Source organism: Halobellus marinus (genome assembly GCF_032113415.1).
In the GTDB taxonomy this organism is placed as follows: Archaea; Halobacteriota; Halobacteria; order Halobacteriales; family Haloferacaceae; genus Haloquadratum; species Haloquadratum marinus.
The window spans coordinates 1,000,092-1,013,035 of sequence record NZ_CP134946.1 but is presented as its reverse complement, the minus strand read 5'-3'; the positions used below and the strand labels follow the sequence as shown (position 1 = coordinate 1,013,035).

The following is a 12,944-nucleotide window of genomic DNA, read 5'->3' as shown; positions in this document are numbered from 1 at the left end:
GAGCACGTAGCCAGCGTGTGTCCTCCGAACTGAATCCTGTCGGCGATACCGACGAGTCGGCGTCGCCGTCCGATCCGGTCCGTAAGGTCCTCCGCGCGTTCGCGGTCGCCGTTCTGCTTGCGGTCGTCGGGATCGGCGTCGGGGCAGTCCTCGTTATCGCCGCCGTGATCGTGCTCACGCTCGCCGGCGTCTCGATCACCCCGCTTTTGAGTATCGTCCTCTCGCTGGCGCTGGCGACAGGCGTCGGGTTCGGCGGCGTCGCGTTAGGATACCTCCGGTATCGCGGAGTCGGACTCGAATACGTGGGAATCGCTGTGCCGTCGCTCCGCGAAATCGCGTTCGTCGTCGCCGGCTACGTCGCGTCGTTTGCCTTGCTCGTTGTGGCCTCAATCGTCATCTCGGCGGCAAACGCCGACACGGCGCCGAATACGGTCGCCGAGACCGGGATGCAGAACCCCGAGATCCTCCTGCTTTTGATCCCGGCGTCGTTCCTCCTGATCGGCCCCGGCGAGGAACTGCTCTACCGCGGCGTCGTCCAGAACCGGCTCGGCGAAGCGCTGCCGGTACCCGCAGCGATCGTACTCGCGAGCCTGCTTTTCGCGTCGATCCACTACTTCTCGCTCTCGGGGGCGCCCCAGGCGCGGCTGGTCAGCATCTCGGTGCTCGTCCTGCCGACGCTCGTGTTCGGGACGGTCTATGAACTCACAGACAACCTCGTCGTCCCGGCGTTGATCCACGGCGCGTACAACGCGACGCTGTTTTCGTTGCTGTACATCACGCTGCAGTACTCGGGCCCCGATGCGATGCCGCAAACCGTGCTATCGATCGTAGCGCTGTAGCCTTCGATCCCCGCCAGAGCGGCCTACACCAGCGTCCACCCGAAGTACAGCCCGCCGAGAATCAGCGCGATACCGACCGCCTGAACGAGCCGTCGCCACTGTGAGGGTACTCCGGCGTCGTCGGGAGGCGCCGTCCCGTCCGTGCTGTCCGTTGTATCGGTTCCGTCCGTTCCGTTACGCGCGTCGCTGCCGCCGGAAACTCCATCCTCGCCGTACCGGCCGTGTCTCCCACTCGGCAGCCGTCCGGCGGTGTGCACCTGGATGACGGTCTTGGGCGCAGCGACGAAGAGGAGGCCGAGCCCGATCCCGAGGACGGCGGCCGCGAGCGTCCGGACGTCGACCATCAGCCGCGGAGGCGTTCGATCCGCTTTTCGATCGGCGGGTGGGTCGCAAACAGCCGGGCGAGGCCGCGCTCCTCGCCGAAGATACAGAGCGCGTTCACCTGCGAGTCGACGGCCGAATCGTCCCGCCGCTCGTTGCCGCGGCTGATCTTTTCGAGCGCCCGCGCCAGCGGTTCACCGCCGCCGATCTCGTCGGCAGCGTCGCTGTCGGCGACGTACTCGCGGTACCGCGAGATGGCGAACACGAAAAGCATCACCAGCATCTGGGTGATCTGGCCGACGATGATCGCGACGAAGAAGTCCGCGATGTCGTTGTCGCCGGTCAGAAGCACCGCCCACTGGGCGACGATGGCGACGATCGAGGCGACGCCCTGCCCCAGCACCATCATCACCACGTCGCGGTTGCGGATGTGCGCGAGTTCGTGGGCGAGGACGCCTTCAACCTCCTGCGGTTCCAGTCGCGAGAGGAGTTCCTCGCTGACGACGACCGTGCCCGCGCCCTTCCGCCCGACGGCGAAGGCGTTCGGCACGCCCATCCGCGCGATCATCAGCCGGGGCTTTTCGATCCCCATCGAGCGCGAGAGCGATTCGACGCGCTGGTGGATCTGCGGGTAGCGATCCTCCGGGAGGTCCTCCGCGCCGACGCTCCGCAGCGCCATCCACTTGCCGACCTTGTACTGGACGCCGACGAAGGCGACGCTGCCGACGAGGATCACCGGCAACAGTCCCTCGCCGAACATCGCCATCAGCACCACGGCCGCGACGGCGTAGAACGCAAACAGGATCGATCCGACGATCGCCATTCGCGCTTTGAGTCCGAGGTGACGCATACAGCGCCGGCTTGTCCGTGCGGACGGAAATACTCGGTGGGTTGGAAGACGGAAGCGGCATCGGCGGCTGGCCGTCCGCGAACACCGCGAATCCGACGATACTTACCGATCCGCCGCCGAGACCACCGGTATGCGCGATCACTTCGAGCTCCGCGACGGGGACGCCGCCGGCCGCATCGGCGAACTGTCGATCCCCCGGGCGGGGGTGACGGTCGAGACGCCGGCGCTTATGCCGGTCATCAACCCCAACATCCGGACGATCACGCCCGCCCGCCTCGAATCGGAGTTCGGCGCGGAGATCCTGATCACCAACGCCTACATCATCCACCGGAACGAGGAGCTCCACGCGGCCGCCCGCGACGTTGGCCTCCACGATCTGCTCGAGTTCGACGGCGCGATCGTCACCGACTCGGGATCGTTCCAGCTCTCGGAGTACGGCGACATCGAGGTGACCACCGAAGAGATTCTCGAATTTCAGCGGGAGATCGGCTCCGACGTGGGGACGCCGGTGGACATCCCGACGCCGCCGGACGTGAGTCGCGAACAGGCCGAGCGGGAACTCGCTCAGACGGCGACGGCGCTCGCGGACGCCGAAACCGTCGACACGGGCGAGATGCTCGTGAACGCCCCCGTCCAGGGCTCGACCTATCCGGATCTCCGCGAGGCTGCCGGGCACCAGGCGGACGAAACCGACCTCGACGTCTTCCCCATCGGTGCGGTCGTGCCGCTGATGAACAGCTACCGCTACGCGGAGATGATCGACGTCGTCGCCGCCGCGAAACGGGGACTCGGTCGCGACGCCCCGGTGCATCTGTTCGGTGCCGGCCACCCGATGATGTTCGCGCTCGCGGTCGCCGCCGGCTGTGACCTCTTCGATTCGGCCGCCTACGCCATCTACGCCCGCGACGACCGCTACCTGACTGTTCGCGGCACCGAGCATCTCGAAGACCTGGACTACTTCCCCTGCTCGTGTCCGGTCTGTTCGGCGCGGGATCCGGCGGGCCTGCGCGACTGCGATGGCGAGAAGCGCGAACGACTCCTCGCGGCCCACAACCTCCACGTCTCCTTCGCCGAGATCCGGCGCGTCAAGCAGGCGATCCGCTCGGGGAACCTCCTGGAGTTGGTCGAGTCGCGGGCACGGGCGCATCCGGCGATGCTCGACGGCTACCGGACACTCCTGGATCACGTCGAACAGCTCGAGCGCGAAGATCCAGTCTCGAAAGGCTCCTTTTTCCATCTCTCGACGGAGTCGGCGCGCCGTCCGGAGGTACGCCGGCACCACGAGCGTCTCGCGCGGCTCGACGCCGGCGATCGCGTGTTGCTCACGGAAGGGAGCAAGCCCTCGGTCGACGCCTACGACGCCGTCTGGCGGATCGTCCCGCCGTTCGGCCCGTTTCCCCGGGCGCTGTCGGGAACGTACCCGCTCACCGCCGAAACGCCCGAGCGGACGGACCGGGCAGCCTACGAGGCGGCCGCCGAGGGTATCGCGGCACTCGCCGCGGCGAATCCGGACTCGTCGTTCGTTCTGACGCACGACGGCTGGTCGAAATCGGCGCTTGCGCGGGTGCCGGACGGTGTCGCGGTCGAAGCCCGCGGGGGGTGTCGCGGGAACGGCGACGATAGCGCTGACGCCGACGACGCCCACGAGTCGGCGGAGTGAGGGGGGCCAGCGGCCGCCGAAGTGAACGAGGGACGGACAACCAGTCGCCGGACTCATACTGATTACTCCCCGTCGGCCGTCGACACGTCCGCCATCCGGTCGGAGAAGTCCCACGAGTGGAGGCGGTCGGGTGCGATCCGGAGTTTGACCTCATCGCGATCAGGACCGAGGAGCATCTCGGCGAGGTCGTTGTCGGTCCCGCCGAGGTAGCGATCCAACAGCGACCGCAGCAGCGCCTTGTCGGCGTCGGGTTCGATCGTAACCGTGCCGCGACCGCGGACGCCACGGTACGGCGGGTCGTTCGTCGAGATCTCGAACGCGACCGCGGGGTCGTGCCGCAGGTATTCGACGACGTCGGTGTCTGCACTCGTCGCACAGCGGAGTTCGGGCGGTGACTCGGCGCCGTCCGCACTCGCGGTGTCGGAGTCGTCGCCGTCGACCCACGCGTACCACAGCGAGAGCATCCAGAGGTTTCCGTCCGGAGTGTGACACGAGAGCCGAACGGGGACGTGCGTGGCGCGGAGGAACTCACTCGCCTCCGCCAGGGACCACGAACCGGTGACACGCATACCCGATCCTCGGAGGCAACCGCAAAAAGCGCGCGGGCCGAATCCGCGGTGAGAGCCGCTCACAAACAGACAGATAATTGGCGGTCGACGGACCATACGGGTGTATGACCGATTACTTCGAGATCCACGGGCGTGATGGGGCCGCCCGACTCGGCGAACTCCGCCTGTCGGATCCGCTGACGACACCGGCGCTCGTCGACGGGAGCATCGACGACGCCGGGAGCCTCTGGACGGACGAGCGCGACGTACCCAAAGGCTACCGGGAGATCCTGACAGTGCTCCCGCATCGGGCGTTCCCGGCCGGGACCGACGAGCGCGTCGAGGAGGCTTTCGCCGTCGACTACCCCGACGTCGACTTCCCGAGTGCCGCGGTCGTCACGAGCGAAACCGCCGCAGACCACGGTGCGGACGCGTACATCCTCTCGGATGCCCAGGGGTTCGTCGGTCACGCCTCGGCGTTCCGCGACGAGATCATCGCCGCTCGTGAGGCGCTGCCAGCCGACACCGCGCTGTATCTCTCCGGGGTCGCGACGCCGCGGAACGCCGCGACGCTGGTCTACGCGGGCGTCGACCTCCTCGACGCAAAGCGGGCGCGCGTCCGGGGACTGCAGGGCTTCTATCTCACGTCGGAAGGGGAGTACTTCCTCGAAGACCTGGACGAACTCCCGTGTTCGTGCCCGGCGTGTCAGGGCAAGCGCCTCGACGTCGACCCCGACGATTCGTCGGGGGGCCCCTCCAGCGCCGCCCGGGCCGCGGCGTTCGATCGCGAGGACTGCGCCGACCACAACGAGTACGCACTCGAATCCGAACTCGCGACGATCCGGCGGCGGATCCGCGACGGCCGCCTCCGCGACTACATCGAGGGACAGGCGCGCCACGACCAGTGGCTCACCGCCGCGTTCCGGGAGTTCGACGACCAGTACAGCTACCTCGAAGAACGGACGCCCGTCATCCGTGACACCGAACTCGCCTCGGCGTCTGAGGACACGCTCCGCCGCGTCGAAATCCAGCGGTTCGCCGAGCGCGTGACCGAACGCTACCGGAACCGCTTCTCGAATCCGCTCGTGCTCGTGCCGTGTTCGGCGACGAAGCCGTACAGCGAATCACAGAGCCACGCGCAGTTCCACGACGCGATCCAGTACCGCGCCCATCAGGTCTCGATGACCTCGCCGATCGGCGTCGTGCCGATGGAACTGGAACTCACCTACCCCGCCCAGCACTACGACACGGTCGTCACGGGCCGGTGGTCCGAGGCCGAGAAGTCGTTCGTCGCGGACGCGCTCCGCCGGTATCTCGAACGCAACGAGTACCCGCGTGTCGTCGCTCACGTCCCCGAGGGCGGCTACCGCGAGATCTGCGAGCGCGTCGAGGCCGCCGTCGACGTCGACTTCGAGTACACCGTCGAGGAGCACCCGACGACGACGGAGTCGATCGGGAACCTGATGTCGACGCTCGACGGCGAACTGAAGTACGGCAAGCGAAAGCGACAGCACAACACGGTGAAGGCGCTCGCCGACTACCAGTTCGGTCCCGGCGCCGGCGACGACCTCTTCGCCGACGTAGCGCTGGAGACGACGAGCCGCTACCCCAAACTCCAGGTCCGGGACGGCGACGGCGAGGACGACGACGGCAACGGCGGCCAGCAGCTCGCGACGATGGTCCCGCAGTACGGCGTCCTCTCTTTCACCCTCGCTGGCGCGCGTGTCTGGGCCGACTCCGAGGCGCCGACGAAACGCGTCGAGATCGACGAGTTCGTCCCGCACGGGAGCGTGCTCGCGCCGGGCGTCGTCGACGCCTCCGAGGACATCCGCGTCGGCGACGAGGTCGTCGTGGAAGGGCCGCGGGCGTTCGCCGTGGGCCGCGCGCGGATGTTCGGCTCCGAGATGGTCGAATCGACTCGCGGCGAGGCGGTGCAGGTGCGGCACGTCGAGGACCGGTGAACCGGCCGAAGAAGCAGTAGACCGCCGAGGAGGGCGTACATCAGCGACTGTCGATTCGTAGTGCCGGTCGATGCACAAAAATGTTAACCGACTATAATATTTAAGTAGTTATCTGCATTACAAGAGAGTGATGCCACAACAACGGGAGGGCGTGGGGCAACCTCTTGAAGAACTGCCGGACGCGGACGCGCTCGACTGGACGATCGTCCGTTCGCTTCTGGCCGCAAACAACGCGACGTCGCAGGCGCTGGAATCACATCTGCTACACACGTACTACGATCAGGACAGGAACGAAGCGGCTGAATCCACAGAAGAGTACATCGAGCGGGCGATCGCTAACCACGAACAGATCATCGAGGATCTCCGGTTCGCTCGCGATCTGGTCGACGAGAGACAGATGGCGAAACGGTGAAAGTCCGGAACCGCAGAATTATCGCCGTTCGCGGGCGTGTACCGATGCTACATAGGAGATTATTTTATTCTGGAGGCTGACCACCGGCTATGAAACTGGCGGTCCCGACGGACTTCGACATCCTCGACGCTCTCTCGGACGGGCGTCGCAATACTGCGGTCAACCTCTCGCATCTGATCAACAAGAACCGCTCGTACATCAACACTCGGCTTCCCGTCCTGGCGGATTACGGCCTCGTGGAACGGGTCGGCCCCGCCCCCAACAGCGGACTCTACGAGATCATTGAGAAGGGTCGCATCGTCGCCGCGAACCGCGACGCATACGAACGCGACGACCTCGACTTCGAGGCGTTCGTGGCTGCCGAACTGGACGAACGGAAGGAGGCGGCCGAGGGGGGACGGAAGCCGGGGTGACGGCGCCGGGGGTGAGGTCGACGACGCGTAATGTCGCTACCGCCAACTTCGTTTACTCGCCGGGATTAGGCGTCTGCGAACTCGAGGTCGGTGACCTCGAACCGGGCACCGCCGTCGACGCTTTCCGTGACGAGGAGGTTCCAGCCGTGGGCGTCCGCGACGTTCGTGACGATGTTCAGACCGAGCCCCAGTTCCGTGATCGGACATCGTGTATCCGGGTTCGAGCACCCGCTCGCACTCCGCAGGCGGAACCCCGCAGCCGTCGTCTTCGACGTCGAAGCCGTCGGTGAATTCGCCGACCGTCACGGTGATGTTGCCGTCGGTCCGTCGCTGAACGTCACCGTAAGTCTGCGACGGGGCGCTCGTCGAGCCGTGTTCGACGGCGTTCTGCAGGAGGTTCGCCAGTAACTGTCGCAGCCGCTCTTCGTCGGCGCGGATGCGGCTGTCGGTGTCGACGAGCGGCGATGCTCCGCCGGTTTCGGTCGTCCGCCACGACGCTTCGGTAACGCGGTCCAGTTCGACCGCACTCGTCTCGCCGGCACGGTCGTCGGTGCGGGCGAGGGTCAGCAGGTCCCCGATCAGTTCAGTCATCCGGTCGAGCGCCCGGCGTGCGGCGTCGAAATGGTCGCCCTCGCGACCGTCTGCCAGGAGTTCGAGGTTGCCGGTGGCCACGTTCAGAGGATTCCGGAGGTCGTGGCTGATGATTCCCAGGACCTCGTCGAGACGGTCCTTCTGTCGCTCCAGCGCCCGCTCGTACCGGACCCTATCGCTGACGTCTCTGAACACGAGTAGGACTCCCCCGGATGGCCCGCCGTCCGAGAGCGGCGAGACGCGGATTTCGGCCGGGAGGCGTCGGACGATGGGTGCGTCCGCCGGATGGCGGATCTCGCACTCGACACGCTCCTCGTCCACCCGGCCCGCCGCGACGGCGTCGACCGCCGCCCGGAGGTCGTCGTGGCCGTGGACGACGTACTGTTCGAGCAGCGCATCTTCGGCGCCGACGACGGTCGAACGGTCGGACTGCGTGACGTCGAGAAAGCGGCGGTTCGCGAACGCGATAGAGCCGCCCGGGGTGAGGACCACGACCGGTTCCCGGAGCGACCGCAGAACGGCGTCCCCGTCGACCAGCTCGTTCCCGCCCGCTGTCATTGCCCCGTGAGGTTTCGGCACCTAACATAACTGTTCTGAAAATAATCGTTCAGATCAGGTGTAGAGAGCGCATAAACCCGGGAAAACAACTATACACCATCAGTATATATGTTCAGTATCAATAGCGCCCGTCGATCCGGCGGGAACCACAGATGGAACTTGATCTAGTAGCGCCGACCGACTTCGAGATCCTCCGGTACCTCGCGGAGGAGGGCCGGAACAACGCGGTCAACATCGCCGTCGCGCTCGACCGCAACCGCGAGTATATGAACACTCGCCTGGGTGCGCTCGCGCGCAACGACTGTGTGCGTCGAGTCGGCCCGGCGGAGAACAGCGGACTCTACGAGGTCACCGAGAAGGGGGAGGCCGCCCTGAGCGACGGCGCGCGCGAGAGCGAACGCCGGTGATCATCGCGAGGTCCGAGGAGTCGGCGAATCTCGACCGTCGAAAATCGGCTCGGCGGATGTTTATTTCGGATATATTTTTCAGAAATTTTTCTGATCGGGTGACTCCTGCCGGCAGGTTTCTGTTAAGTGAGTAACTTTAAGTCGGACGCTATATACCGTTGGTATGTCCGAGCGGTGTCGGCTACGGCAGTGGGGTATCCTCGGTCGGTGCGAATGGGGAGCCGCTCGTGAGCGAACCACGGTAACACAAACTATGACAGCACGCAATCGACTGACGAGAGACGGAGCAGTACGTTCGATTCCGCTATCAGCGGGGGACGTACTGTCAACACTCGAGACGGGAATCGCTCAGGGTGGGGTGGCGAGCCTATGGAATGTGGGAGACGCTCTCCCGCAGGAGGTGACAGCATGAGTAGTAGCACAGGTGAGAAAGCACGTGCGGTCTTCCTGGCCGCGCTGATGGTGCTGTCCGTCGTCGCGATGAGTGCGGCGTTCGCCGGGAGTGCGGCGGCACAACAAGCTGGGAATGAGATCACAGTGGACAATCTCAGTGATCTCAGAACCAATGTTTCTGGACAGGGGACTGCTGCTCCCGGGGATACGATCCTCGTTGAAGAGGGAAGTTATGATATTTCCACAGGTTCTACCTCTGCTGATATTGATGTCACACTAGATAATCTTACCGTTCGGCCTGCTGATGGTGCGAACCCAGAGATTACTATCAGTGCTTCAGCTCCCTCTCAAATGTTGAACATCACAGCAGATGATGTGAGGGTGGAAGGACTCACTTTGACGGACAACAACGGTGATACCTCTACGCGCGCCATCCTTGCAGAAGGCAATGGTGTAGAGATCGTTGATAACGATATCAATATGGATGACGGTGGTAATGCCGTTGTAAGTATTGGCGGGGATTCACCGACGATTGAGGACAACACCATCTCTGGTGGTCCGATCGCTGCTTCTGGATCTGGTGATGCTATTATTAGGAACAATAGCATTTCAAGTTCTAATCCCGGAAACGGGAATGCCGTCTTCCTGTACAGTACTGGAGATGTTGTAATTGAAGAAAACAACATCACGGATTGGAACTCCGATGCTGGTTCCTCTGCTGATGTGTTGCTAGTGAATGAGGTAAACTCCCTGAACGGCAACGATGATATGCGTGCAGGCGCGCTGGCCGTTCAGTCGGATAACACGCACGTGAACAGCACCCACCTGATGGCTGATGAACTCACGACGGTCAAGCCAGATGGGACAATCTCACACGCCGTTGATCGCGCTTCGCAGGACTACACTGTCCTCGTTGAGTCTGGCACCTATAACGAGAGTGTGACCATCGATACGGCGAACGTCACGCTCGAATCGACGGCCAGTGCTGACGAGACGACGATCGATCTAACAGATACTGAAGATCCTGGAAAAGCAATTGCTGCTACTGCCGTCAAAATCACGGCACCTGGCGTTACAGTTGACGGATTCAATATCGTCGGTGGGACGTATGCCGGAACCGGTGTAAGCGTCCAAGTGAATAAGGCTCCCTCAGGCGTAGCTATCACGAATAATACAATCAGTGGCTTCGCTGGAGAAGCCGGTGGTGACAAGAAAGAGAGCTTTGGTATCCTAGCGTGGGGTACCGATACGGCTCTGGAAAATATCACCATCCGTGGAAACACGATTGAGGATATTGGCTCGGGAACGAACGGAGCCGACACGAATAGCCAAGGCTTCGGAATATTCCTTGAAGAATTAGCTGACAAAACGGCTGGTCACAAAGGAGCGACAATCCAGAATAACACCATTCGGAACATCAATGGCACCACAATCAGCGGTAATGACTATCCGGGTGTCGGGGTTTCTCTGCTACCAGAACTGACAAACCCTGATGCATCCACCGGCGATACCGGAATTGTCACGGATACGCCGAATGCGGATCTCCACAATAATACCATCACGAGCAATGCGGTTGGTGTTTCCATAGCCGGTAACGCCAGCCAGACGACGGTTACCAGCAACGACCTATCTGGCAACGGTATCGGCGTACTCACTGAAGGGAACGTTCCCGACGACGGTTCCGTTGGTATCACGGAGATAGATGCCGAATCGACTGAGTCAGTCGTATCTGGAACAGTTGACGCCACCTCGAACTGGTGGGGATCCACTGACGGTCCGAGCGGGGACTACAGCGGCCACGGTGCAAGCGTAAGCAGTGGCGTGAGCGTTGATCCCGCTACCGTCGACGCTGGTAGCGCCGACCTCGACGCAGAGTTCATCGGCGTTGTCGAGGACGACGCATCTGCACTCACCGTGAGTGCGGACGAGAGCGCCGGGTTCACGGTCGAAACGCTCGACGTTCCCGCGAACGGAACGCTGGTCCTCGAAATCGCCGGCCAGGAGTACGTGTTCGCGGACGCCCTCGATAACGGCGCGGTCGTCGAGACTGACAGCAACAAGAACGCGTCCACGGCCATCGCGGACTCGACCGAAACGGGGACGACGAACATTTCGGTCGCCGGAAGCGGCAGCACGGCGATCGAACAAGCCGGTACGGTCAACCTCGTCCACGAGGCTTACACGGCCCCCGAAGAGGGGTACTTCCTGACGTCGATGCCGCAGTCCGGTGACCTGGTCTATCAGGGCATCAACGACATCACGCACTGGGACGGCGTCAACGACGAGTACGAGTCGTTCGACGACTCCAACGAGGTCCAGAGCGTCCACAAGGCGCTCTATATGAACGCCACGAGCGCAGACGCACGCTACGGCTTCAGCTACGACACTGACCAGTCCGATATCCGGGCGACGGTCGGCAGCGCGGAACTCGACGAGGGCTGGCACGTGCTCGGGTCGAACTTCAACATCAGCAACACGAATTCGATAGATCTCCAAGACGATCTCAACACCCAGTACGACCCCAGCAGTAGCGAACTCGTCGTGTACGACGAGGACGTCACGTCCACCCTCAGTGACAAGGACTCTGTGTCCGAGTACCAAGCGTATTACGTGTACGTCCATCAGGACGACTCGCGTCCGATCGTGCTGCCCGAGTACAACGCCACCGCACGAGGAAGCTGAGGACCAAAATCCCCTATAGCCCTCTTATGAGATCGAAAACTTGGCTGATCGCGCTGCTGGTCATCGTCGTAGCGTTAGGCGGAGCCTCGGCGGCGACAGCCCAAGAAGAGGCGCCCGGAGATCCGGCGTCGTTCTACGGAGCGATCGAGGACGCCGACGGAAATCCGGCCCCGGAAGGCACGACGATCTACGCCGTCGTCGACGGCGAGACGGAGGCGACGATCACCGTCGAAACGGCCGGTGAGTACGGCGGTTCCGGCGCGACGGACGACAAACTGCGCATCGATAGCAACGCGGGCGATCAGGTTAGCTTCCACGTCAACAGTGCGGACGGCCCGCAGTCGCAGTCGACGTACGCCCTCGAAGCGGGCGTCCACGAGCAAGACCTGACCTTCCCGGCCGGAACCTTCGCGGCTGATGAGGACGACGGTGACGACGGCGACGACGATGCCGGGGGTGGCGGTGGAGGCGGCGACGGTGCCGCCGACGAGCCAGCCCCCGAGCCACAGACCGACGTCGAGGGCGACGCAGTCGCCGAATCTAGCTTCGACGGCCAGACGCTCTCGACGCAGGTCGAAAGCGCAAGCGCCGGCAGCAGCGTCACAGCGCGACTCGACGACAACACCGTCAACGAGAACCTCCAGAATACCGGCGCGTCGCTGAACTCGCTGAACACCCGGTTTGCACGGGACGTGTCGAACGTCAACGTCGACGCGAGCTACAGCCAGACGAACCCGAGCGAGGAGGTCCCGGACCTCTCCGCGGAGACGAACGCCGACGAGGTCGCGTACGTCAACGTCGACACCAACGTCGCGGAGGACGACCTCGAATCGGTGACCTTCGAGTTCAGCGTGAGCCGCGACCGGCTGTCGGAGTCGGATCTGAGCCCCGATGAGGTGGCCCTGTACCGGTTCAACGACGGCGAGTACGAGGAGTACGACGCCTCGGTCGAATCGGAGGGTGACGACCGCGTCACCTACACCGCGGAGGTGCCGGGGCTTTCGGTGTTCGCCATCGGCGAGGAGACCGATCAGGTGACCGCCACGACGACGGCCGCACCCGACACGGACACGCCGGACCCGGACACGGCGACGCCGGAACCCGACACGCCGACCGACACGCCCGAACCCGACGGTGACGGCCCCGGTGCGCTGCTCATCGGCGGCATCGTCATCGTCGTGCTCGCCATCGCGGCCGGCGCGTACCTGGCGTTCGGCAGAGAGTAATCGAACCGCCCGCAAACCGCACGCGGACATTCCGCTTTTTTCGGCTGCGTCGACGGACGCCGAGTCGAACCGCTAGCGTCTGC

Annotated in this window: 12 protein-coding genes; 8 read left to right on the top strand and 4 right to left on the bottom strand. The window is 63.9% G+C overall.

All coding sequences use genetic code 11. The annotated features are described in order from the left end of the window. The first annotated feature begins 17 nt into the window (after positions 1–17). Positions 18–839, top strand: a complete 822-nt coding sequence (locus tag RJT37_RS05130; protein ID WP_390209127.1) for a CPBP family intramembrane glutamic endopeptidase — start codon at positions 18–20, stop codon at positions 837–839. Positions 840–862: 23 nt separating this feature from the next. On the opposite strand, the gene RJT37_RS05125 is transcribed toward RJT37_RS05130, so the two are convergent. Both RJT37_RS05125 and RJT37_RS05120 read right to left on the bottom strand, forming a co-directional pair. After that, positions 863–1,183: a hypothetical protein gene (locus RJT37_RS05125; protein ID WP_313688347.1), complete on the bottom strand. Its 321-nt coding sequence runs from the start codon at positions 1,181–1,183 to the stop codon at positions 863–865. Then, positions 1,183–2,010 (bottom strand): M48 family metallopeptidase, encoded by an 828-nt coding sequence (locus RJT37_RS05120; protein ID WP_390209128.1) that lies wholly within the window; start codon positions 2,008–2,010, stop codon positions 1,183–1,185. The genes RJT37_RS05125 and RJT37_RS05120 overlap by 1 nt, the downstream gene beginning before the upstream one ends. 130 nt (positions 2,011–2,140) lie before the next feature. On the opposite strand from RJT37_RS05120, the gene tgtA reads away from it, so the two are divergent. Continuing rightward, the gene (gene tgtA / locus RJT37_RS05115) at positions 2,141–3,670 is read left to right on the top strand and encodes a tRNA guanosine(15) transglycosylase TgtA (protein ID WP_313688345.1); all 1,530 of its coding nucleotides are present in this window, start codon (positions 2,141–2,143) and stop codon (positions 3,668–3,670) included. A gap of 62 nt (positions 3,671–3,732) precedes the next feature. On the opposite strand, the gene RJT37_RS05110 is transcribed toward tgtA, so the two are convergent. After that, on the bottom strand, positions 3,733–4,239 hold the full coding sequence (locus tag RJT37_RS05110; RefSeq protein WP_313688343.1) for a pyridoxamine 5'-phosphate oxidase family protein: 507 nt from the start codon (positions 4,237–4,239) through the stop codon (positions 3,733–3,735). A gap of 104 nt (positions 4,240–4,343) precedes the next feature. On the opposite strand from RJT37_RS05110, the gene arcS reads away from it, so the two are divergent. From arcS to RJT37_RS05095, 3 genes are all read left to right on the top strand, one after another. Continuing rightward, a complete protein-coding gene (arcS, locus tag RJT37_RS05105) occupies positions 4,344–6,179 on the top strand; it encodes an archaeosine synthase subunit alpha (RefSeq protein WP_313688341.1) in 1,836 nt (611 codons plus the stop codon). Between the two features lie 130 nt (positions 6,180–6,309). Next, positions 6,310–6,591, top strand: coding sequence for a DUF8103 family protein (locus RJT37_RS05100; protein ID WP_313688339.1), 282 nt, complete (start codon positions 6,310–6,312; stop codon positions 6,589–6,591). Positions 6,592–6,680: 89 nt separating this feature from the next. Then, a complete protein-coding gene (locus RJT37_RS05095) occupies positions 6,681–7,004 on the top strand; it encodes an ArsR family transcriptional regulator (RefSeq protein WP_313688337.1) in 324 nt (107 codons plus the stop codon). A 36-nt stretch (positions 7,005–7,040) separates the two neighbouring features. On the opposite strand, the gene RJT37_RS05090 is transcribed toward RJT37_RS05095, so the two are convergent. Then, positions 7,041–8,153: a histidine kinase dimerization/phospho-acceptor domain-containing protein gene (locus RJT37_RS05090; RefSeq protein ID WP_313688335.1), complete on the bottom strand. Its 1,113-nt coding sequence runs from the start codon at positions 8,151–8,153 to the stop codon at positions 7,041–7,043. Between the two features lie 152 nt (positions 8,154–8,305). Here RJT37_RS05090 and RJT37_RS05085 point away from each other — a divergent pair, with 152 nt between their 5' ends. From RJT37_RS05085 to RJT37_RS05075, 3 genes are all read left to right on the top strand, one after another. Beyond that, positions 8,306–8,560 (top strand): ArsR family transcriptional regulator, encoded by a 255-nt coding sequence (locus RJT37_RS05085; protein WP_313688333.1) that lies wholly within the window; start codon positions 8,306–8,308, stop codon positions 8,558–8,560. Between the two features lie 408 nt (positions 8,561–8,968). After that, on the top strand, positions 8,969–11,635 hold the full coding sequence (locus RJT37_RS05080) for a surface glycoprotein (RefSeq protein WP_313688331.1): 2,667 nt from the start codon (positions 8,969–8,971) through the stop codon (positions 11,633–11,635). Positions 11,636–11,661: 26 nt separating this feature from the next. Beyond that, entirely contained in the window at positions 11,662–12,861 is a 1,200-nt protein-coding gene (locus RJT37_RS05075) for a PGF-pre-PGF domain-containing protein (protein WP_313688329.1), read from the top strand. Positions 12,862–12,944 lie beyond the last annotated feature (83 nt).

Bases quoted from the DNA above. Each gene is read 5' to 3' on its own strand.
- RJT37_RS05080 (WP_313688331.1), top strand. From the start codon at position 8,969: ATGAGTAGTAGCACAGGTGAGAAAGCACGTGCGGTCTTCCTGGCCGCG.
- RJT37_RS05110 (WP_313688343.1), bottom strand. From the start codon at position 4,239: ATGCGTGTCACCGGTTCGTGGTCCCTGGCGGAGGCGAGTGAGTTCCTC.
- RJT37_RS05120 (WP_390209128.1), bottom strand. From the start codon at position 2,010: ATGCGTCACCTCGGACTCAAAGCGCGAATGGCGATCGTCGGATCGATC.
- RJT37_RS05090 (WP_313688335.1), bottom strand. From the start codon at position 8,153: ATGACAGCGGGCGGGAACGAGCTGGTCGACGGGGACGCCGTTCTGCGG.
- RJT37_RS05095 (WP_313688337.1), top strand. From the start codon at position 6,681: ATGAAACTGGCGGTCCCGACGGACTTCGACATCCTCGACGCTCTCTCG.
- arcS (WP_313688341.1), top strand. From the start codon at position 4,344: ATGACCGATTACTTCGAGATCCACGGGCGTGATGGGGCCGCCCGACTC.
- RJT37_RS05085 (WP_313688333.1), top strand. From the start codon at position 8,306: ATGGAACTTGATCTAGTAGCGCCGACCGACTTCGAGATCCTCCGGTAC.
- RJT37_RS05100 (WP_313688339.1), top strand. From the start codon at position 6,310: ATGCCACAACAACGGGAGGGCGTGGGGCAACCTCTTGAAGAACTGCCG.
- RJT37_RS05125 (WP_313688347.1), bottom strand. From the start codon at position 1,183: ATGGTCGACGTCCGGACGCTCGCGGCCGCCGTCCTCGGGATCGGGCTC.
- RJT37_RS05075 (WP_313688329.1), top strand. From the start codon at position 11,662: ATGAGATCGAAAACTTGGCTGATCGCGCTGCTGGTCATCGTCGTAGCG.
- tgtA (WP_313688345.1), top strand. From the start codon at position 2,141: ATGCGCGATCACTTCGAGCTCCGCGACGGGGACGCCGCCGGCCGCATC.